Origin of the sequence: Actinoplanes subglobosus, assembly GCF_042650585.1 — a bacterium.
GTDB classification, from domain to species: domain Bacteria; phylum Actinomycetota; class Actinomycetes; order Mycobacteriales; family Micromonosporaceae; genus Actinoplanes; species Actinoplanes subglobosus.
This window is the reverse complement of the sequence record NZ_JBHSBL010000017.1, coordinates 510,692-529,988: the sequence shown is the minus strand read 5'-3', so window position 1 is coordinate 529,988 and position 19,297 is coordinate 510,692. Positions and strand designations below refer to the sequence as shown.

21 protein-coding genes are annotated in these 19,297 nt (G+C 69.3%); 10 read left to right on the top strand and 11 right to left on the bottom strand.

Going from position 1 to position 19,297, the window contains the following annotated elements; all coding sequences use genetic code 11:
- The first annotated feature begins 22 nt into the window (after positions 1–22).
- Positions 23–1,267, top strand: a complete 1,245-nt coding sequence (locus ACFO0C_RS20385) for an MDR family MFS transporter (protein ID WP_378068222.1) — start codon at positions 23–25, stop codon at positions 1,265–1,267.
- A gap of 747 nt (positions 1,268–2,014) precedes the next feature.
- Here the strand turns inward: ACFO0C_RS20385 and ACFO0C_RS20380 are convergent.
- Together ACFO0C_RS20380 and mshA are read right to left on the bottom strand one after the other, a co-directional pair.
- Positions 2,015–2,497: a type III secretion system chaperone family protein gene (locus ACFO0C_RS20380; RefSeq protein WP_378068221.1), complete on the bottom strand. Its 483-nt coding sequence runs from the start codon at positions 2,495–2,497 to the stop codon at positions 2,015–2,017.
- Positions 2,491–3,780, bottom strand: a complete 1,290-nt coding sequence (gene mshA / locus ACFO0C_RS20375) for a D-inositol-3-phosphate glycosyltransferase (RefSeq protein WP_378068220.1) — start codon at positions 3,778–3,780, stop codon at positions 2,491–2,493. The genes ACFO0C_RS20380 and mshA overlap by 7 nt, the downstream gene beginning before the upstream one ends.
- Positions 3,781–3,933: 153 nt before the next feature.
- Here mshA and ACFO0C_RS20370 point away from each other — a divergent pair, with 153 nt between their 5' ends.
- Both ACFO0C_RS20370 and ACFO0C_RS20365 read left to right on the top strand, forming a co-directional pair.
- Positions 3,934–4,689 (top strand): SDR family NAD(P)-dependent oxidoreductase, encoded by a 756-nt coding sequence (locus tag ACFO0C_RS20370; protein ID WP_378068523.1) that lies wholly within the window; start codon positions 3,934–3,936, stop codon positions 4,687–4,689.
- Between the two features lie 2 nt (positions 4,690–4,691).
- Positions 4,692–5,444 (top strand): class I SAM-dependent methyltransferase, encoded by a 753-nt coding sequence (locus ACFO0C_RS20365; protein WP_378068219.1) that lies wholly within the window; start codon positions 4,692–4,694, stop codon positions 5,442–5,444.
- Here the strand turns inward: ACFO0C_RS20365 and ACFO0C_RS20360 are convergent.
- Both ACFO0C_RS20360 and ACFO0C_RS20355 read right to left on the bottom strand, forming a co-directional pair.
- On the bottom strand, positions 5,441–5,845 hold the full coding sequence (locus ACFO0C_RS20360) for a response regulator (protein ID WP_378068218.1): 405 nt from the start codon (positions 5,843–5,845) through the stop codon (positions 5,441–5,443). The genes ACFO0C_RS20365 and ACFO0C_RS20360 overlap by 4 nt on opposite strands.
- A 145-nt stretch (positions 5,846–5,990) precedes the next feature.
- A complete protein-coding gene (locus ACFO0C_RS20355) occupies positions 5,991–7,235 on the bottom strand; it encodes a S8 family peptidase (RefSeq protein WP_378068217.1) in 1,245 nt (414 codons plus the stop codon).
- A gap of 269 nt (positions 7,236–7,504) precedes the next feature.
- Here ACFO0C_RS20355 and ACFO0C_RS20350 point away from each other — a divergent pair, with 269 nt between their 5' ends.
- Positions 7,505–7,717: a DUF7455 domain-containing protein gene (locus ACFO0C_RS20350; RefSeq protein WP_093619596.1), complete on the top strand. Its 213-nt coding sequence runs from the start codon at positions 7,505–7,507 to the stop codon at positions 7,715–7,717.
- A gap of 48 nt (positions 7,718–7,765) precedes the next feature.
- Positions 7,766–9,565 (top strand): sensor histidine kinase, encoded by a 1,800-nt coding sequence (locus ACFO0C_RS20345; RefSeq protein WP_378068216.1) that lies wholly within the window; start codon positions 7,766–7,768, stop codon positions 9,563–9,565.
- Between the two features lie 48 nt (positions 9,566–9,613).
- Here the strand turns inward: ACFO0C_RS20345 and ACFO0C_RS20340 are convergent, their stop codons facing one another.
- From ACFO0C_RS20340 to ACFO0C_RS20310, 7 genes are all read right to left on the bottom strand, one after another.
- The gene (locus ACFO0C_RS20340) at positions 9,614–10,279 is read right to left on the bottom strand and encodes an SRPBCC family protein (RefSeq protein ID WP_378068215.1); all 666 of its coding nucleotides are present in this window, start codon (positions 10,277–10,279) and stop codon (positions 9,614–9,616) included.
- A gap of 89 nt (positions 10,280–10,368) precedes the next feature.
- Entirely contained in the window at positions 10,369–11,118 is a 750-nt protein-coding gene (locus tag ACFO0C_RS20335; RefSeq protein ID WP_378068214.1) for a hydrolase, read from the bottom strand.
- Between the two features lie 160 nt (positions 11,119–11,278).
- A complete protein-coding gene (csrA, locus tag ACFO0C_RS20330) occupies positions 11,279–11,524 on the bottom strand; it encodes a carbon storage regulator CsrA (RefSeq protein ID WP_378068213.1) in 246 nt (81 codons plus the stop codon).
- A 76-nt stretch (positions 11,525–11,600) separates the two neighbouring features.
- Positions 11,601–11,963, bottom strand: coding sequence for a flagellar assembly protein FliW (fliW, locus tag ACFO0C_RS20325; protein WP_378068522.1), 363 nt, complete (start codon positions 11,961–11,963; stop codon positions 11,601–11,603).
- 77 nt (positions 11,964–12,040) lie between these two features.
- Positions 12,041–12,955 (bottom strand): flagellin N-terminal helical domain-containing protein, encoded by a 915-nt coding sequence (locus tag ACFO0C_RS20320; protein ID WP_378068212.1) that lies wholly within the window; start codon positions 12,953–12,955, stop codon positions 12,041–12,043.
- A 76-nt stretch (positions 12,956–13,031) separates the two neighbouring features.
- Entirely contained in the window at positions 13,032–14,480 is a 1,449-nt protein-coding gene (gene flgK, locus ACFO0C_RS20315; protein ID WP_378068211.1) for a flagellar hook-associated protein FlgK, read from the bottom strand.
- The gene (locus ACFO0C_RS20310; RefSeq protein ID WP_378068210.1) at positions 14,480–14,965 is read right to left on the bottom strand and encodes a flagellar protein FlgN; all 486 of its coding nucleotides are present in this window, start codon (positions 14,963–14,965) and stop codon (positions 14,480–14,482) included. Before ACFO0C_RS20310 ends, flgK begins: the two co-directional genes overlap by 1 nt.
- 247 nt (positions 14,966–15,212) lie before the next feature.
- Between ACFO0C_RS20310 and ACFO0C_RS20305 the strand changes: the two genes are divergently transcribed.
- From ACFO0C_RS20305 to ACFO0C_RS20285, 5 genes are all read left to right on the top strand, one after another.
- A complete protein-coding gene (locus tag ACFO0C_RS20305) occupies positions 15,213–16,433 on the top strand; it encodes a flagellin N-terminal helical domain-containing protein (protein ID WP_378068209.1) in 1,221 nt (406 codons plus the stop codon).
- A gap of 138 nt (positions 16,434–16,571) precedes the next feature.
- Complete coding sequence (fliD, locus tag ACFO0C_RS20300; protein ID WP_378068208.1) at positions 16,572–18,008, top strand: flagellar filament capping protein FliD; 1,437 nt, start codon at positions 16,572–16,574, stop codon at positions 18,006–18,008.
- Positions 18,009–18,058: 50 nt separating this feature from the next.
- Positions 18,059–18,433: a flagellar export chaperone FliS gene (gene fliS / locus ACFO0C_RS20295; RefSeq protein ID WP_378068207.1), complete on the top strand. Its 375-nt coding sequence runs from the start codon at positions 18,059–18,061 to the stop codon at positions 18,431–18,433.
- On the top strand, positions 18,403–18,768 hold the full coding sequence (locus tag ACFO0C_RS20290) for a hypothetical protein (protein WP_378068206.1): 366 nt from the start codon (positions 18,403–18,405) through the stop codon (positions 18,766–18,768). Before fliS ends, ACFO0C_RS20290 begins: the two co-directional genes overlap by 31 nt.
- A 179-nt stretch (positions 18,769–18,947) precedes the next feature.
- Positions 18,948–19,295 carry a flagellar basal body rod protein FlgB gene (locus ACFO0C_RS20285; protein WP_378068205.1) on the top strand — a complete coding sequence of 116 codons (348 nt, stop codon included), beginning with the start codon at positions 18,948–18,950 and terminating at the stop codon, positions 19,293–19,295.
- Positions 19,296–19,297 lie beyond the last annotated feature (2 nt).

Sequence of the window (19,297 nt, the reverse complement as noted above, 5' to 3'; positions counted from 1 at the left end):
CTGCTTACCGAGGAGGCGCCCGGTGCGAGGTTGGTTGCGGCAGGCCGCGGGTGGTCTGCCCCGGCAGTTCTGGTTCCTCTGGACCGGCACCCTGATCAACCGGGTCGGCTCCTTCGCCGTGCTGTTCCTGAGCATCTACCTGACCTCGCAGAAGGGCTTCTCGCAGAGCCAGGCCGGCCTGATCCTGGGCTTCTACGGCATCGGCGGCGCGATCGGCACCCTCGGCGGCGGCGTGCTGGCCGACCGCTGGGGACGGCGTCCGACAATGCTGATCGCCCAGTTCGGCGCGGCAGCACTGATGCTCGCCCTGGGATTCGTGCAGACATATCCGCAGATCGCGGTGACCACCATGCTGCTCGGCCTGTTCTCCGAGGCGGTGCGCCCGGCGTTCTCGGCGATGATGGTCGACATCGTTCCGGAGCAGGACAGGGTCCGTGCGTTCTCGCTGAACTACTGGGCGGTCAACCTGGGCTTCGCGGCCGCGGCGATCCTCGCGGGCTTCGCCACGAAGTTCGACTACCTGCTGCTCTTCGTCGGCGACGCGGCGACCACGCTGATCACCGCGACCATCACGGCGATCTTCCTCGCCGAGACCCGGCCGGCCCGGGCACACCACAGCCGGACCGGCCCGGGCCCCGGCATGGGCACGGCGCTCCGGGACCGTGTCTACGTCGTCTTCCTACTGCTCAACTTCGTCACGGTGCTCGTGGTCCTCCAACACCTGTCGACGCTGCCGATCGCGATGCTGGCCGACGGCCACTCGGCCGCCACCTACGGCACGATCATCGCGGTCAACGGCGTCCTGATCGTCGCCGGGCAGCTCTTCGTCCCGAAGCTGATCGAGGGACGGGACAGCGCGAAGGTCCTGGCAGCGGCGGCATTGCTGATCGGCGCCGGCTTCGGGCTGGTCGCCCTGGCCGAAACCCCTGCGATGTACGCGCTGACGGTGATCATCTGGACACTCGGCGAGATGCTCCAGTCCCCCAGCAACGCGGCTACCGTGGCCGCGCTCTCCCCGCCCGGCCTGCGGGGCCGATACCAGGGCCTGAACTCGCTGTCCTGGGCCGTCGGCGGCGCGCTCGCCCCGATCCTCGGTGGCCTGGTCCTGCAGAAGGGCGGCGGCGCGATCCTCTGGGGTGGCTGTTTCGTGCTGTGCGCCGCGGTCGCGGCGGGTCAGCTGCTGGCCGGGCCGGGGCGTATCCGGCGGGCCCTCCGGCTTCGGGCCGACGAGGATCCGGCGCCGGAGACGACCGCCGCCGCCGGATAGCGCACCGGATCCACCGGCAACATCTCGGGAGCACCCTCGCCCCGCAACGGCTTCGGCACCAGCGGCAGTTGCGGGAAGCCGGAAAACGGATTCCCGAGCCGCACACGCCATTAGACCGGACGCATCGATAGACAATGGTCCGGGTGTGTCCAATAAGTGAACGGCAGAAACAAGCCGGAAACAAAAGCGCCGGCGGCGGCGGGCGGCACCCATCCCCATAGGCGCCGCCCGCACTTACCGCCGGTCTCGGGTCGCGCCGTCCCCCAACGGCTCATGCCACCCGTCCCCAAACGCCGAACCGTGGCGATCATTGCTGATCGACCCGTTCCCCGAACTAACGGCTCGGCGTCCATCGACCACGCTAGTTGGGGCGGTCAAGCCATACAACCCGATTTCGTGTCGACATCTGTCTCAACCGTCACATTCACCAACAACCAACCGATCGGACGAGCCGCCAATCACTCTTCCGGGTTTCTCAGACGGGAAGAAATCGCGCCTACTACCGTTCGGTAACCGACCCTCGGCAAATGGCACGCAAGTCTAGACGATCATCGAAGCAGGTGCCGACAACCTCAGGCAATCCTCAGCACTTCGCCAGCGGGCTGCCAGTACCCAGGTACATCGCGATCCATGCATCGATGAACGTCACGTTCGGAGCGGAACGCGGATTGGATCGCGATTCCCGTCGCCACACGGCCACAATGGACCATCCGGTACAGATAGACCGCACTGATGATCAAATAGGAGCTACTCGGCCCGCTCGACCAGGTGTTTGAAGGCCTGCAGGTTGGCCGTCGACTCACCGCGGCTCACCCGCCAGTCCCACTCCCGGCGGATCGAGGACCCGAAACCGATCTCCAGCATCGTGTCGAACGACTCGTCGGCATAGGTCAGGACCGAGCCGAGCAACCGGTCCAGCTCGTCCTCGTCCAGCCCCTTCAGCGACACCCGGCCGGTCAGGTAGACGTCACCGGCCGCGTCGATCGAGAAGGAGACGCCGAACATCCGGGCATTGCGGCGCAACAGCCAGGCCCACAGGTCCTCGTGGCGCTCGTCCGGGCGGCGCATCACGAAGGCCTCGACCCGCAGCGAATGCTCGCCGACGATCAGGTTGCACGCGGTCTTCAGCTTGTGGGTGCCGGGCAGGGTGACCACATAGGAGCTGCCACCGGTGGACTCCCAGTCCAGCTCGCGCTCGGTCAGGACCCGCTCGATCAGCTCGGTCACCATGCGCAGGACGCCCCCTCGACTCGCGCCGCGATCAGCGCCCGATGCTCGCTCACCGCGTCACGGTAGACCCGCAGGAGCGTCTCGGCGGTCCGATCCCAGGAGAACTGCTGCGCGTGGGCGACCGCGCCGGCCGCCAGCCGGTGCCGGTGGCCGGGCTCGTCGAGCAGCCGGTCCAGCACCCTCCCCCAGTCACGCGGGTCGTGGCCGTCGACGAGAACCCCGCTCACCCCGTCACGCACCGCGGTGACCAGACCGCCGACCGCCGCGGCGACCACCGGCGTACCGCAGGCCTGCGCCTCCAGGGCGACCAGGCCGAAGGACTCGTTGTAGGACGGGACGGCCACCAGGTCGGCGGCCCGGTAGAGAGCGGCCAGGTCGTCGCCGGTCTGCGGGGGCAGGAACACCACCGAGCCGGAGACACCGAGCGTCGCGGCCAGCTCGATCAGCGCGGTGGGCCGGTCCAGCCCGCTGCCGCTCGGGCCACCGCAGATCACCAGGGTCGCGCCCGCGCGCATCTCGGCCAGCGCGGCGATCAGCACGTCAGGCGCCTTGAGCGGCTGGATCCGGCCGACGAACGCGACGATCCGGCCGTGCTCGGGCAGGCCGAACCGGGCCCGCTCAGCCGCGCCGGGCCGGAACCGCCGCAGGTCGACACCCGGCTGCACCACGCTGACCAGCGACGGCGCCGCGCCGTAGTGGGTGATGAGATCCTGTGCCTCGAAGTCGGTGTTGGCGACCAGGCGGTCCGACGCGGCGACCACCTGCTCCTCGCCGATCACCCGCGCTTTCGGCTCGGGACGGTCGCCGGACGCGATGAACCTGTTCTTGACCTTGGCCAGGGTGTGCGCGGTGTGCACGTGCGGCACGCCCCAGCGCTCCCGGGCGAGCCAGCCGACCTGACCGGAGAGCCAGTAGTGCGAGTGGATCAGGTCGTAGTGGCCCGGGGGGTGCGCGGCCTCGGCCCGGAGCACGCCGTTGGTGAAGGCGCACAACTGGGCGGGCAGCTCCTCCTTGGCGAGCCCCTCGTAGGGCCCCGCGGTGACGTGGCGCACATGGACGCCCGGGGCCATCTCGACGACCGGCGGCAGGTCACCGGCCGTGGCCCGGGTGAAGATCTCCACCTCGACGCCGCGCTCGGCCAGCCGTTTCGCGATCTCGACGATGTAGACGTTCATCCCCCCGGCGTCACCCGTGCCCGGTTGCTCCAGGGGCGACGTGTGCACGGAGAGGGTCGCGATCCGGCGGGGAGTGGGCCATCGGCCACCGGCCCGTAGATCAGCCACGCTGACTCCCCTCCGTATCGGTTCTGCAACATGCTTGTTGCGCCAACGTTCATCTTCCCCATCGGCGTCCCCGGAACCACCACTCAGCCGACCCGGGGTGATCCAGGTCATTGATCGCGTGGGACGTTCCTCGTCATGGATCAGAATCGGGGCATGCAGAACATCGCGGTGGTCACCGGTGCGTCTAGCGGGATCGGCGCGGCCACGGCCCGCCGGCTGGCCACGGAGGGATTCCACGTCGTCGCCGCGGCCCGGCGGGCCGACCGGCTGGAGGCGCTGGTCAAGGAGATCGGGGCGGGCGCCACGGCGGTCGGGTGCGATGTCACCTCGGACGACTCGGTCGCCGGCCTGGCGGCGGCGGTGGCCGGGCTCGGCGGCCCGCTCACGCTGCTGGTCAACAACGCCGGCGGCGCCCGCGGCGTGGATCCGGTCGCCACCGGCGCGGTCGAGGACTGGCAGTGGATGTACGACGTGAACGTCCTGGGCACACTGCGGGTCACGCAGGCGCTGCTCCCGGCGCTGGAGGCGAGCGGCCGCGGCACGATCGTGACGGTCGGATCCACCGCGGCCTTCACCCCCTACGAGGGCGGCGGTGGCTACGTGGCCGCCAAGCACGCCGAGACCGCCCTGGTCGGGACTCTGCGACTGGAGCTGTCCGGTAAGCCGGTGCGGGTCGTCGAGATCGACCCCGGCATGGTGCGCACCGACGAGTTCGCGGTCAACCGGTTCGGTGGCGACCGGGCGAAGGCCGACTCCGTCTACGCCGGGGTGCGGGAGCCGCTGGTCGCCGACGACATCGCCGACTGCATCGCATGGGCCGCGACCCGCGCGCAGCACGTCAACATCGACCGGCTGGTGGTGCGGCCGATCGCCCAGGCCGCCCAGCACAAGGTGCACCGGGAGCTGTAGGGATGAAACCGGTCGGTGCCGTCACCCGGGGGACCACCAACCCCAACCGGCTCCGGCGCGTGGACAACTTCATCTCGTACCGCTGCGAAGGGCTCTTGAAAGAGGCGGCGCAGCCGCTCGTGATCGACCTGGGCTATGGCGCGACGCCGGTGACCGCGGTGGAACTGCGGGGCCGGCTCGCGGCAGCGGTCCGCACGGACGTCACGGTGGTCGGTCTGGAGATCGATCCGGTACGGGTGAGCGACGCGCAGCCGTTCGCGGACCCGCCGTGGCTGGAGTTCCGGCGCGGCGGGTTCGAGCTGGCCGGGCTCGCGCCGGTGGTGGTGCGCGCGTTCAACGTGCTGCGGCAGTACGCCGAGGACGAGGTGACGGCCGCCTGGCGGTCGATGACCGGGACGGGCGGGCTGCTCGTCGAGGGCACCTGCGACGAGCTGGGCCGGATCGCCACGTGGACGGTCGTCGAGCACGGTGTGCCGTCGACGCTGACCCTGTCGGCCCGGCTGGCGACGTTCACGCATCCCTCGGTCTTCGCCGAGCGGCTGCCGAAGGCGCTGATCCATCACAACGTGCCCGGTCATCCGGTGCACGAGTTGCTGCGGGTGCTGGCCCGTGCCTGGGAGACCGAGGCGACGCCGTTCGGGCCGCGGCAACGCTGGACGGCCACCGCGCGCCGGATGCGTGACGAGGGATGGCCGGTGCTCGACGGCCCGGCCCGGTGGCGGCTCGGCGAGCTGACGGTGCCCTGGCCGGGTTAGCTCTCGTCCTTGCGGTCGAGGGCTTCCTTGACCGCGGCCAGCAGGGCATCGGCGGTGAAGGGCTTCTTCACCAGGATGTCGTCCTCGGTGATCTCGCCCTTGGCGACCGCGTGGTCCTTGGGCAGTCCGGAGACGAAGACGACCCCGATGCCGGGACGCAGGTTGCGGACGGTCCTGGCCAGCTCACCGCCGGAGGCACCGGGCAGGGTCAGGTCGGTGATCAGGACGTCGATCTTCCCCGGGTGGTCCCGGGCGATCGAGATGGCCTCGTCCGGTTCACCGGTGGCCTGTGTCGCGTATGACCCGCGGCGCTCCAGCATGCGGCGCATGATGTCGCGCAGATCCTCTTCGTCGTCGACGACCAGGATTGTCGGCCTCTCGGCGACCGGCGCCTCGGACATCTCGGTCCTCCTCGGGCTGGGGTCGCTCTCACGCTAACCGGCCCCGGGGCCCGATGTACGGCTCACGCTCAAACAAGCCAGCTCTCGGCGCCGCCCAGGACCTCCAGGGACAGCGCCGAGAGCCGGCTGACGGGTCAGTACGGGGTCAGAGCAGGTGACCGGTGTAGAGGAGACGGTTCGGGGAGCCCTTGCCCGGGTCCTTCACCAGGTCGACGCCGGCGTTGGCAACCAGGTCGTCACGCACCTGACGGGGCGTCCAGTCCGGGTGCGCGGCGAGAACCAGGGCGGCCGCGCCGGCGACGTGCGGCGCCGCCATCGAGGTGCCGCTCATCTTCTTGGTGCCGGTGTCCGAGCCCTTGGCGGCCGACACGATGTCCACACCGGGGGCGAAGATGTCCAGGCAGGTGCCCCAGTTCGAGAAGTCGGCGCGGCGGTCGGCGGAGTCGACGGCGCCGACGGTGATCGCGTCCGGGGCGGCGGCCGGCGAGCTCTTGCAGCCGTTCTTGTCCTCGTTGCCGGCGGCGATCGCGTAGGTCACGCCCTTGGCGACGGAACGCTGGACCGCGGCGTCGAGCGCCTTGCTGCGCGGACCGCCCAGGCTCATGTTGGCCACCGCGGGCATCTTGGCGTTCGCGGTCACCCAGTCGATCGCGGCGATGAAGTCGGAGAACGAGCCCGAGCCGTCGCAGCCGAGCACCCGGAGGCCGACGATCTTGACGTCCTTGGCCACGCCGTAGGTGGCGCCGCCGATCGTGCCCGCGACGTGGGTCCCGTGTCCGTTGCAGTCGTTCGCGGTGGCGTCGCCGTCGACGAAGTCCCAGCCGCTGGTGGCCCGGCCGCCGAACTCCTTGTGGCTGGTACGGACGCCGGTGTCGATCACGTAGGCGGTGACCGCGGAGGCGGACTTGTAGGTGTAGGTCTTCGACAGCGGCAGCGACCGCTGGTCGAGCCGGTCCAGGCCCCAGGCGACCTTCCGCGACTGGGTGAGCGGGGCGGCCGGTGCGGCCAGGGCCTTGCCGTCGATCACGGCGTCCTGCTCGACGAACGAGACGGACGGGTCCGCGGCCAGACGGGCGGCCTCGTCGGCGGTGGCCTCCAGGTGGAAGCCACGCACCGAGGACAGGTAGTTGCCGGCGACCTTGCCGCCGTATCGGGCGACCAGTTCCTGCGAGGTCGAGGCGGCGCGATCGGCGGCCGGCGTGCCGGGCTCGAGTACCACGATGTAGCTGCCCGGGATGGCGCCCTCCACGCCGGTCCCGGAGATGGTCCCCACTGCGGGCGCCGCGGGAGCGGCGACGGCCGTCCCGGTCAGGCCCCAGAGGGTGGCGGTGGCGGCGCTCGCGGCGACGGTCAGTCGGATGGCCAGACGGCGGGCGTCGTTACCGAACATATGTGGTGAGTCCTCTCGGTTGTGTTCTCAGGTCGTCTTTGAATCCGGCCCGGGGGCATGCCGAAAGCAGCTGGGGGAAACATTGGAGAGGAGAGGTAGCGGCCCGGGGTTCGGCCGGGTTGTGACCGGGTTGCACGAAATCAGCCGCCGCGGATCGGCGGAGTCACACCGGGAACCTCTAAGCCGACCGTGCGGGGGGCCGAACATCTCGCTGTCAGGACCCCAGCACCACCACTCAGCACCGCCACCCGAGCTACTAGGAGAGCGATATGACCGCACTGCTGTCGCCCGAGATCGACACCGTCGGCGAACTGACCGAGCGCTGCGATCGTTGTGGGGCGGCCGCCAAGCTGGAGGTCGTCCTGACCAGCGGCGGTGACCTCGCGTTCTGTGGGCACCACGCCAACCGCCACCGGGCCGACATCGCCAAGGTGGCCAGCAAGATCCGCCTCGAGGACGGCTTCGACTGGGCGGGCAAGTAACCCACCGCTCACCCGGGTAGCCCCGCGTTATGCTCTTTCCCTCACGTCTTGGGGGTATTTGTGCATATCGCGGCGCACGACGTGGGCAGGCTGTCCCGGCTGACCGCCGGGTGCGCCGGAGGATCGGTCGCCGTCTTCGGCGCCCTGCACACGTTCGACCCCGGGCCGGCGCCTGCCCTGATCCCGGCCGGGATCGCCCTGCTGCTCCAGGTGGTTCCGGCCCCTGGCGATCAGGTCGGCCGCCTCCGTGCCGGTGCGGCGGCGCTCCTCGCGCTGACCGCCACCGGCGCGGGCGCCGTCACGCTGGGCAGCCACCCCGCGGCGGCGGTCGCCACCGCCCTGTCCGGGCTGGCCCTGGCCTGCCTCGACCTGCGCGTGCCCGGCCGCAGTGGCCGGATCGCCTTCCGGGTCGCCGACCCGCTCCTGCTGGGCGCCGCGATCATCGCGCTCGTCGCCCTGGTGCCACGGCTCTTCGAGGCGTCCTTCCCAGCCGGCGAGGGGCCGGAGAGCGTCATGCCCTCCAACCTGGCCGGCGCGTTGCTCTGCCTCGCCACCGGCACCATCCTGGCCCGGCCCGAGACGGGGCCGCTGCACACGCTCGAGGAGACCGGGCCGCGCGCGGCCGTACGCCGGCTGGCCCCCGCCCTGATCGCCGCCCCCATCGTCGCCGCCCTGGTCAGTGCATTCGCCGCGCAGAACAGCGTGAGCCGCCCGGTGGCCGCGGTGAGCACCGGCGTGATCCTCGCCGCCCTCGCACTGCTCGCGCTGCTCGCCTATCTGGTCCGCACGCTCGACACCGCCGACCGGAGACAACGGCATCTGGTCGCCGAGCTGGAGGAGCGGCAGGACTTCGCGCAGACCCTGCTCCAGTCGATGAACGAGGCCGTCATGGTCCTCGATGCCAACTATCGGGTCATCGATGTGAACCGCCGCTGGCGGGAGCTCACCGGACACGACGAACCGCCTGCCGAATCGCCGCCGCTGCCCCCGCCGGGCACCGGCGGCGACTGGCTTCTGCCCCGGGCCGACGGCACCGACGTGCCGGTGCTCGCCACCATGGCGGCCATCCCGGACGCGGCCGGTACGACCCGCGGTTACGTGGCCACCTACATCGACATCGCCGAGCGCAAGCAGGCCGAGGAGGCGCTCACCGAGCACGCCGCCGAACTGGAGCGCGGCAACGCCGACCTGGCCGCGGCCCTGGCCTTCAAGAACGACCTGACCTCGATGCTGACCCACGACGTGGCCCAGCCGATCAGCTCCATCGCCAGCCTCGCCGAGCTGCTCTGCGCGGACTGGGCCGATCTGCCCGAGGACATCCGGCTCGAACTGGCCACCAAGATCGACAAGAACACCCGGCGGCTCATCAAGATGATGAACGACCTCCAGCTGCTGTTCCGCCTGGACACCGGCACGGTCACCGCCCGCCGGGTGCCGGTGCCGCTGCTGGAGGTGGTCGAGGCGGCCTGCGGCACGTCGACCGGCACCGGCGACGTGGAAATCGTCATCGACGAGGAGCTGGCCGCGCTGGCCGACCGCGGGCATCTGACGGTCGTGGTGGAGAACCTGCTGAAGAACGCGCTCACACACGGGGCGCCGCCGATCCACATCCAGGCCGACCGCGGCGCCGGCGGGACGGTCCGGCTGGCCGTGCAGGACAGCGGTGGCGGCATCCCCGAGGACGTGCTGCCCAACCTGTTCGGCCGGTTCATCCGCGGCGCCGGGCTCGGGCTGTTCATCGTCCGGCACCTGGTCGAGGCCAACGGCGGGACGGTCCGCTACGAACCCGCCGAGCCGCGTGGCGCCCGGCTGCTGGTCACCCTGGAGGCGGCGCCGGCCAGCACATGAGCCGGGGCCCGGGACGCACAGCGTCCCGGGCCCCGGTGTGAAAGATCGCTATCCGCGTTCCTCTTCGTTGATCATGCCGTTGCCCCACATGTCGGCGGCGGCGGTACGGCCACCCATCCGGGCCGTACCGGCGACCCCGGTGTCCCAGCCGGCGCCCGGACCCGGCGCAGGGGTGTTCCGGTTGCGGATGCGGGCGGCCACCGCGGCCGGGGACGGTGCGTCCATGCCGGGAAGCAGGGTCTGCGACCGGCTACCCATCGTCTTGGAGCTGGCACCGTGCGGGATCGGCCGGCCACCGAGCACGCCGCTCTCCACCAGGCCCTTGAAGGTGGTCAGGTCGGCCTTGAGGCGGCGGTTCAGCGACTCCTGACCGTGCCGGTCGCTGGGCATGAGGAAGGCGATGTCGGCCTCCAGCTGGGCGACGATCTGCGTCTTCGTCTCGCCCATCGGGCGCAGCGTGATCGTCTCCGCGAGCAGCGGGCCCTCCATGGTCGACCAGGAGACCCGCTCGTCCGGCGACCGCTCGATGATCTGGGCGTCGAACTCACGGCGCTTGCCGTCGACGTCCATGATCCAGTGGGTCTGGTCGGCGCCGATCGACGTCACCTGCCGCACACCGGTCATGAACCGCGGGTAGTTCTCGAACGCCGCGAGCTGCTCGTACACCGTGTGGACGGGCGCACTGACCTCGATAGCCTGCTGAACCATGCTCATCGCAACTCTCCTATGCTGAAGTGCTGGCATCACAGAGAGTACGGAGACGAGTGCAACTCGTGTTCAATTTCGCTGTTTCACTGCACCTCTCACACGCGGCGCAGGTAGTGCCAGCGGCCCACCTCGGCGGCGTACCGGGCGTCGCTCGCCGGCACCACCGTGACCGCCGCGTCCAGGAGCATCTCCACCACCCGGGAGGACGGGCTGCGCCACGCCTCGCTCACCTCCACCACCGCTCCGGTGGTCCGGCAGGCGGAGGCCAGGTCGGCGATCAGCGCCGGAGTCACCGAGGAGTCGTCGAGCCCGGCCTGGCCGAGCAACGCCAGCGGACGGGCGAGCTGGGCCGGCACGTACCGGGAGGCCCGCTCGAGGCCCTTGACGGTCGCCGCGACCAGCAGCTCCGCCACCTGGCCGGCGGTCAGCAGGCCGGCGTCCAGGCGGGTGCGGACCTCACGCGGGGTGAGCAGCTCACCCTCGACCGGCAGGCCGGAGACCGCCACCGAGAGGGCGTCCAGCGGGGCCAGGTCCGGGGGCAGCGCCAGCCAGCCGTCCGGGCGGACCACCTCCACCTCGGCCGCCACCCGCAGCGTCATCTCGGTACGGTGCCGGGCCCGGCGGACCGCGTCGGCGTACGCCGGGAGCCAGGTGGTCTCCGGTCCCGCCTGGTCGGCGAAGGTGAGAGCGGCCAGGCCGATCTGGTCGGCGGCCGACACCACCACACCGACGGCGTCGCGGCCGGCCGCGAACCCGGTGTGCACGTGCGCGTCCACCGACAGGTCCAGCGCGCAGGCGGTGCCCACCGCACCGCCACCGATGACTGATTCGCGCTCTGCGGCCACACTCTCTCCCCGGCTGAAGGGGGCGGGTTTCTCCCGCCCGATGATGAGAGTGCGGCCTGGACGTTGTCTCCGGGGTCAGTGGCCGGTGCAGGACAGGAGCGTGTAACGCGGGGCACGGAAAACGCCCGCCGCGCAGGCGACGGGCGTTTCGGTGGCTCTCTCACTCGGCCGTGGGGTCCGGCTTCTCCAGCATCCTGGTGATCGCGTGGACGGCGTCCTCGCTGGGCGAGGCCGCGGCCCGGTTGGCCTCCTGCAGTTCGCGGTAGACCTCCTCGCGATGCACCTGTACGTCCCGGGGTGCCTGAATGCCCAGCCGGATGACGTCGCCACGGGCCTCGAGCACCGTGATGACGACGTCGTCGCCGATCATCACGCTCTCGCCGGCTCGCCGCGTCAATACCAGCATCCGCGCCCCCTCCACCCATCTATCGGACAGCAAAGGCGCGGTCGCGTTCCTCGCGACCGCGCCTGCCTGTGGAGGGTCAGAAGCTCCGGTTCATGATCGCCCGGACCGGGAAACCCGAGCCGGAGAGCACGACCTGCATGGCACGCATGCTGTCGCGGTCCACCACGATCGGCGCGAGGAGGTTCGCGGTGGTCTCGCGCTCGCCGGCGGTGATGACCGTGAGCAGAAGGAGCCGGTCCGGGTCCTTCGTGTTCAGCGCCGCGAAAACCGCGTTCTCGATCTCCGGCGCGTAGTCCGGGAAGAACGGCTCCGGCGGGGCCACCAGGAAGCGGAGCTCCGGGTTCTCGATGGACGTGAACGCGTAGAGCAGGCCGTCCTCGTTGAGACGCACCAGAACGAATTCCCGGTGAGACGGGAATCCCGGCATTGGCACTGCCATCGTGATGGTCGGCAGCCCCAGCGACGGGTCGGTCATGGTGGCCTCAATCGGACGGAATGCGGTGCGAGTAGTCATGGTCACCTCAGGAAATCGATGAGCGAGGGCTGGATCACCTTGGCCGTGGCGGCCAGGGCGGCCTGATACGAGGTCTGCTGGAGTTGCAATTCCATGATCGCCTTGGGCAGGTCGACATCCTCGATATCGGACAGCTGCGACGACACGGACATCAAGCGATCCTCTGCGGACTGCTTCATCTGCGTAACCCGATTGTATCGGGCGCCTACGTCCGAAAGGGTCGAATTCAGGGTTTCCGTTGCTTTATCTAGATTCTCCAGACCTGTCTTGATGCCATCGGCATCACCCGTCCGCATAGCGGTGGAAATGGCGTCGAGGACCTTGAAGAGCTGGGCGTCGTTCGGGACCTCGTCACCGTTCGCGTCGAGCGCCGGAGTGACGCCGTCGGCCTGCATCACGACCTCGGGGCCGAACACCTCCGGGCCTCGCACGTCGACGCGGACCTTCGCGTTCGGGCCGATCGCCCGGGTCGTCTCGCCGGCGATCTCGCCCACATAGGAGCCCGAATCCTGGTACGCCTTCGCGTCCGGGGTGAACCCGCCGAACACCGGGCGGTTCAGATACTTCGTGTTCGCGAACTGGACGACCAGACCTTTGATCTGATCGATCTCGTCGGCACGGGCCTTGTTCGCCTGCGGTGTGCTGCCGCCACCGGCGCTCACCCCCTCCAGGGTCAGCGTGCGAACCCTCTGCACCTGGTCGTACACGCTCTTCAGGGTGTCCTGCACAGTGCCGAGACGGCCCATCGCGTCGTCCGCGTTGGCCGAGTACTTCTTGTTCGCCCGTACCTCCCCGCGCAGTTGAAGTGCGGTGACCGTGCCGGTCGGTGAATCCGACGGGCGGTGCAACTGCTTGCCGCTGGAGATCTGATCCTGCGCGGTCTGGGTCCGGCTCAGGTTCCGCTGGAGGCTCGCCATCGTCCGGGTCCGGACGGAGCTCTCGGTTACTCGCGGGCTGCTGCTCATCTGCGCTGCTCCCCCTGCTTACTACCCGCTACCGGCCGACCAGGCCGGTGCGGTTGATCAGCTGATCGAGCATCGAGTCGATCGTTGTCAGTACGCGTGACGCCGCCTCGTACCCACGCTGGTACGTGAGCAGGTTGGTCATCTCCTCGTCGAGGTTGACCCCCGACTCGGCGTCCCGGGCGGCGTCGACCTGGTCGGTCACCGCGTTCTGGATGTCGCGCCGGCGGATCGAGGACTGCGAGGAGACCCCGAGGTCACCGATCAGCGACTGGTACGTGGCATCCGCCCCGATCCGGGAGGAGGCCAGCTCGGACATCTCGTCGGCCACCGTGCCGTTCAGCACCCGGGTCGCGGTGCCCACTCCCAGCGGGTCACCGGAGGACACCGCCACACGGTCCACATTGTCGAGAAGGTCGGTGTTGACCCGGATGTTGCGGGCGGTGATGTCCGGGTCGGCCGGTTCGTACGGCACGAACATGTCGAGGCCGGTGCTTCCGTCCACTCCGTACCCCGCGCGGTGTTTGCCGTTGACGTCGGAGGCCAGAGTGGACGCGACCAGGTCCAGCTGCGTCGAGATCTCCCGCAGCGTGCCGTCCTTGTCCAGCAGCTCCATCTGCGCGCCCATGGTGCCGCCCGCCGCGACCGAGGCGCCGGTGTCCTTCCACTTCAGGTTGACCTCGATGTCGGGCAGGTCCTGGAGCTTCTGCGCGCTGCCCGGCTCGACCCAGATCTCCCGGGTGTTGAACTCGCTGACCAGCTGGGCGCTGCCGACGTAGACACTCATCGCCCCGTTCGGCAGGTCGGTCGCGGTCGCGCCGACCAGCTCGGACAGCTTCAGCATCTGCTGGCCCCGCTGGTCCATCAGCTCATTGGCCTGGAGACCGGCCTGCGTGGCGAGCACGATCTCGTGGTTCAGCTTGGCGATCGACTCGGCGGCCTTGTTGACCTCACCGACGTACGTGTCGAGGCCCGCCCGGGTCGACTTGTACTGGTTGTCGAGCTGCACGGCGGCGTCGTTGAGTGACGTCGCGACGGTGACCGCCTGCTCCAGCATCGCCGACTTGGGCGCCTGCTTGTCCGGGTTCGAGGCGATCGCATTCCACCCGTCCCACATGTCCTGGAGACGGGCCTGGAGAGCGGTGTCGCTCGGTTCGCCGAACACGTCCTCGATCAGCGTGTACGCCCCGGCCCGCTCGTTGTGGTACGACGAGTTCGCGTGCTCGGTGTAACTGCGCTGGTCGAGAGCACCGTTGCGGAGTCGCTCCACAGAGCTGACGGTGACACCGTTGCCCACCGCTGTCGTGGTGGAGTAGATGCCCGGCACGAGGTTCGCGTTCTGCGCGTGCATGACCACGCGCTGGCGGGTGTACCCCTCGGTGCTGGCGTTCGCGATGTTCTGGCCCGTGACGTCCAGGCCCCGGCGCTGCGCGTAGAGAGACGTGAGCGCCGTGTTGAGTCCGCTGAAAGTACTGCCCATCAGATCGCCTCATCAACCAGAGTGGGGCGCCGCACGGCGCCGCTGACGGTCTGGCCCTGCGGTCCGTACGTTTCCACAGTCTCGGCGAACGCGAGCATGGTTTCGCGAGCCGCGCGCTGGCCCGCGGTCAGCAGCTCACGGTTGACGTCGGCCAGGGCCCGGATCTCCGACGTCACCATCAGGAACGCCTTGCGGTGCTGATGCAACAGCTCCGACCAGGGGTCCGGCGCCGCGTCCGCGAGCTCGCCGAGCGAGGCGTCCGGCGACAGGCCGAGCTCCACGGCGACCTCCTGCGAGTACGCCGCACGGATCACCTCGGTCTGCCGGATCTGATCCAGCACCACCTCCACCTCGCGGGTGGCGTGGCTGAGCCATCGGGACCGGTTGGACGCGAGGAGCAACTGCTCCTCCTCAAGCTTGAACAGCAGCATCTCCAGCAGCTCGCGTGAGCGCCAGAGGACACTGGCCAGGTCGGTCAGGCTCACCCGGTCCTCCGTCGTATGGCTGGTCGGGCCTACCCCCTCGGCGGACCCGCTCATTCGGACAGGTCGGCACATCCGCCGTGCCGCTGAGCGCTTTCTCCCGATCGGTACTTCTCCGGTTCGCCCGAAAAGCCCGAAAAAATCTCAGAGAATCCTCATGGCCTCTCGGCGTCCCGCCGATGGGAAGTGGCGTAACACCACGGCTCATGGACGGGCCGGCTCAAGACCCCACTCAAGGAGGAATCACCTAATGGGTCTTCGCATCAATCAGAACATCGCCGCACAGAACGCCTACCGGAACCTTTCGGTCACCGACAACCAGATGTCGAAGTCGCTCGAGAAGCTCTCCAGCGGTTTCCGCATCAACCGGGCCTCGGACGACGCGGCCGGTCTGTCGATCTCCGAGGGTCTGCGGGCGCAGACCGGTGGCCTCAAGGTCGCCGTCCGCAACGCGCAGGACGCCATCAGCGTCGTGCAGACCGCTGAGGGTGCGCTGAACGAGACCACCAGCATGCTGCAGCGCATGCGTGACCTGGCGGTCCAGGCGAACAACGCCTCCCTGGACGACAGCGCCAAGAAGGCCGCCGCGGCCGAGTTCTCGCAGCTCGCCTCCGAGATCGACCGGGTCAGCGACACCACCTCGTTCGGCAAGTCGAAGCTCCTCGACGGCAGCTTCGGCATGACGAACTCCGCCGCCGGATCCGTCATCAACGGCAACGCCGGCCCGCCGGCCACGCCGAACATGCCGACCAGCTCGACCGGTATGACCATCACCGGCCTTCCCGGTCAGACGACCACGATCAACGTGGCCGACGTCACCGGCCTGACCGACTCCAACGGTGCCGCGCTCAGCCCGCAGGCCATCGCGTCGAAGGTCAACGACGCCATCGCCACGGCACTGAAGGACGCCGGCTACGGCGACACCACGCTGGAGGTCACGGCGACTGTCGACAAGGCGACCGGCAACACGACCTTCTCGGCCTCCGGCACGAGCGCCTTCACGCTCACCGCCGGCGACCTGTCGCTGTCCGCCGCGTCGACGGCGAGCACCACCGCGACCCCGGGCGCCTTCCAGATCGGCGCCAACTCGGGCGAGACCCTGAGCGTCGGCATCGGCGCCGTCAACTCCCAGACCCTCGGTCTGTCCAACCTCGACCTCACTCTGACGGCCGCGGAGAACGGCGGGAAGACCGGCGCCGCCGCCGCGATGGAGGCGCTCGACGTCGCCATCCAGACGGTGTCGGACAACCGGGCCAAGCTGGGTGCCCACCAGAACCGCTTCGAGCACACCATCAACAACCTCAACGTCGCGGTCGAGAACCTGTCCGCGTCGGAGTCGCGTATCCGTGACACCGACATGGCGCAGGAGATGGTGTCGTTCACCCGCAACCAGATCCTCACCCAGGCCGGCACCTCGATGCTGTCGCAGGCCAACCAGGCCTCGCAGAACGTGCTGTCGCTGCTCCGCTGACGCACCGGCTGACAACCGAATAACCACCGACGACAACTGAATCCGGTCCGCGAACGGCCGAAACAGTGGGGGTAGCCCGGCGAGCCCAGCCGGCTACCCCCACTCCGCTCTCGCCCTCGGCACGAAAGGCAGGATCCCGTGACCAGCTCCGTTGACGGCCTCGTCAGTGGTCTCAGCACCACCTCGATGATCAACCAGATGATGCAGGTCGAGGCGGCGGGACAGACCAAGCTCAAGACCAAGGTCGAGACCGCGGAGACCGCGGTCAGCTCTTACCTGTCGGTCAACGCCAAACTCAAGGCGGTCAAGACGGCCGCGGAGGCGATGGGCTCGCTGTCCTCGTGGCGTTCCCTCAAGGCCACGTCCAGCTCGACGAACGTGACCGCGACCGCCACCGGCGGCCTGTCCGGCATGGCCGGCAGTCTCAGCTTCGACGTCACCTCGGTGGCCCGCGCGCAGTCCTCGATCCTGCAGATCGGCGACACCACCGCGGAGCAGGCCATGCCCGGCACGATCACGATCCAGCCGGGCACGTGGAGCCCGGACGCGGACAACGACGGCGTCGACGAGTTCACCGCGGTCGGCGACCCGGTCGAGGTCACCATCCCGGAGCCGCGGACCGCGGCCAGTCTCACCTCGGCGGTCAACTCGGCCACCGACGCGAACGGGGCCAGCCTCGGTATCCGCGCCTACACGGTCACCACCTCGGGCACCGAGGGCGTCGTGCAGTTCACCGGGATGAAGAGCGGCGCCGCCAACGGCTTCCAGATCACCGGGCTGGAGGGGTACGGCACGGGTGGCACCGACCCGAAGACGACCTCGGCCAAGGACGCGAAGCTGACCGTCAACCCGGGCACCACCTCGGAATACTCGATCAGCAGCGCGTCGAACACGTTCAGCTCGCTGATGCCGGGCGTGACGCTGACGGTCGCCAAGGAGGAGACCGGCGTCACCGTCAACGCCACCGCCGACGCCACCGCGATCTCCGACAAGATCCAGGCGCTGGTCACCGCGGCCAACGAAGCGCTCACCGAGATCTCGACGCAGACCAAGTACGACACGGAGACCAGGAAGGGCTCCCCGCTGACCGGTGACTTCACCATCCGGCAGATGAACCAGGCCGTTCTGAGCATGATCAGTAACGGGCTGTCGTACACCAAGACCCTCAACACCGACGCGGACAACGACGGCAACAAGGACACCACGACGGTGGAGTTCGGCTCGCTCAAGCAGCTCGGCATCTCGCTCAGCAAGGACGGCAGCCAGTTCTCCTTCGACTCGGGCGCCTTCGCGGAGGCGTACGCCAAGGACCCGACCGGCATCCAGGAGGCCGGCATGGCCTTCGGCACCAAGCTGCGGTCCCTCACCGACAGCCAGATGGGCACGGTCACCGGCGTCATCACCGGCCGTAAGAACGAGATCAAAACGCTCAACGACCAGATCGACAACTGGGACATCCGGCTGGCGACCCGGCGCAGCGCCCTCCAGCGGCAGTACTCGGCCCTGGAGACCTCGCTGGGCAACCTCAAGAACCAGTCGACCTGGCTCTCCGGACAGCTGTCGAGCCTCGGCTGACGGTTCTCGAGAACCGACCCCAGCCGACCGCCCCTGACCGAGGGAGACCCATGAGCGCGCCCCATCTCCGCGACCGCTATCTGCAGGACTCGATCAACACGGCCTCGCCGGCCCGGCTTCTGATCATGCTGTACGACCGGCTGATCCTCGACCTGATGCACGGCGAGGAGGCGCTCCGCAACGACGACCGTGTACTGGCCAACGAGAAGATCACCCACGCCCAGGAGATCGTCCTGGAACTCCGGGTCACGCTCGACCTGGAGGCCTGGGACGGCGCGCCCGGTCTGGCCAGCCTGTACGGCTTCGTCCTCACCGAGCTGATCGGGGCGAACATCAAGCGGGACGCCGACCGGGTGGCCGGCTGCCGTGCCCTTCTGGAACCGCTGCGCGACGCGTGGCGCGACGCCGCCTCGGCCTCGACATGAGCGCCGGCCCGTCGAACGCCGTGGACTGGCGGTCCGCCTGGACCGCGGCGCTCGACGACCTGGAGATGGACGTGCTCGCGGTCGAGACGATGCTGGCCGACGAACGCCGCATCGCCGAGACCCCGCCGTCCGACCTGTGGCGCCCGCCGACCGAACTCGGCGCGCTGCCGCTGGACCTCAAGCCGCGTGCCGACGGGATCCTCACCCGTCAGCTGGCGGCGGCGCAGGAGATCGCCCGGCGGCTCACGGCGAACCGTCAGCAGATGGCGATGACCTCCCGGATCGAGACCGGCGAGGCGGTCAAACGCCCCATCTATCTGGACTGCGCCATGTAACGCCGAGACCCGACAGGTCCCGGACCCCCACGCGGGGTCCGGGACCTTTTCGCGTGCAACCTTCCGGCAACCGCTTGGCGCTCAGCGGATCAGCGCGCACGCCGAATTGCAGGGTACGAGCACGGATCGCTCAACCGAAAAGCCAAGGACGGGCTACCTCGAACGACTGAGGAGCAACCTTGTTCGACGATCGTTCGTCGTCAGCACTGCGCGTCGCCGTCGCCGGCCTGGCGGCACGGCAGCAGGCCATCGCCAACAACATCGCCAACATCGAGACCCCCGGCTACCGGGCCCGTAAGGTCAAGTTCGAGGACGCGCTGCAGAGCGCCGTCGCCCGCGGCGAATCACCCGCCGGGGTATCCCCGAGTGTGCTGACGTCGCTGGAGCCGACCCGGCTCAACGGCAACAACGTCAACCTCGACGAGGAGACGCTGTCGCACATCGACACCACGATGCGCTACCAGCTCGCCATCCGGGCGATGGACGGCAAGTACAGCCTGCTGCGCGAAGCCATCAAGGGGGCCTGACG

Excerpts from the sequence above, each read along its gene's own strand:
- ACFO0C_RS20360 (WP_378068218.1), bottom strand. The coding sequence starts at position 5,845 with ATGTCCGAGGCGCCGGTCGCCGAGAGGCCGACAATCCTGGTCGTCGAC.
- fliS (WP_378068207.1), top strand. The coding sequence starts at position 18,059 with ATGAGCGCGCCCCATCTCCGCGACCGCTATCTGCAGGACTCGATCAAC.
- ACFO0C_RS20355 (WP_378068217.1), bottom strand. The coding sequence starts at position 7,235 with ATGTTCGGTAACGACGCCCGCCGTCTGGCCATCCGACTGACCGTCGCC.
- ACFO0C_RS20365 (WP_378068219.1), top strand. The coding sequence starts at position 4,692 with ATGAAACCGGTCGGTGCCGTCACCCGGGGGACCACCAACCCCAACCGG.
- fliW (WP_378068522.1), bottom strand. The coding sequence starts at position 11,963 with ATGGCAGTGCCAATGCCGGGATTCCCGTCTCACCGGGAATTCGTTCTG.
- ACFO0C_RS20305 (WP_378068209.1), top strand. The coding sequence starts at position 15,213 with ATGGGTCTTCGCATCAATCAGAACATCGCCGCACAGAACGCCTACCGG.
- ACFO0C_RS20380 (WP_378068221.1), bottom strand. The coding sequence starts at position 2,497 with ATGGTGACCGAGCTGATCGAGCGGGTCCTGACCGAGCGCGAGCTGGAC.
- ACFO0C_RS20340 (WP_378068215.1), bottom strand. The coding sequence starts at position 10,279 with ATGAGCATGGTTCAGCAGGCTATCGAGGTCAGTGCGCCCGTCCACACG.
- csrA (WP_378068213.1), bottom strand. The coding sequence starts at position 11,524 with ATGCTGGTATTGACGCGGCGAGCCGGCGAGAGCGTGATGATCGGCGAC.
- flgK (WP_378068211.1), bottom strand. The coding sequence starts at position 14,480 with ATGGGCAGTACTTTCAGCGGACTCAACACGGCGCTCACGTCTCTCTAC.
- ACFO0C_RS20320 (WP_378068212.1), bottom strand. The coding sequence starts at position 12,955 with ATGGCGAGCCTCCAGCGGAACCTGAGCCGGACCCAGACCGCGCAGGAT.
- ACFO0C_RS20350 (WP_093619596.1), top strand. The coding sequence starts at position 7,505 with ATGACCGCACTGCTGTCGCCCGAGATCGACACCGTCGGCGAACTGACC.
- ACFO0C_RS20370 (WP_378068523.1), top strand. The coding sequence starts at position 3,934 with ATGCAGAACATCGCGGTGGTCACCGGTGCGTCTAGCGGGATCGGCGCG.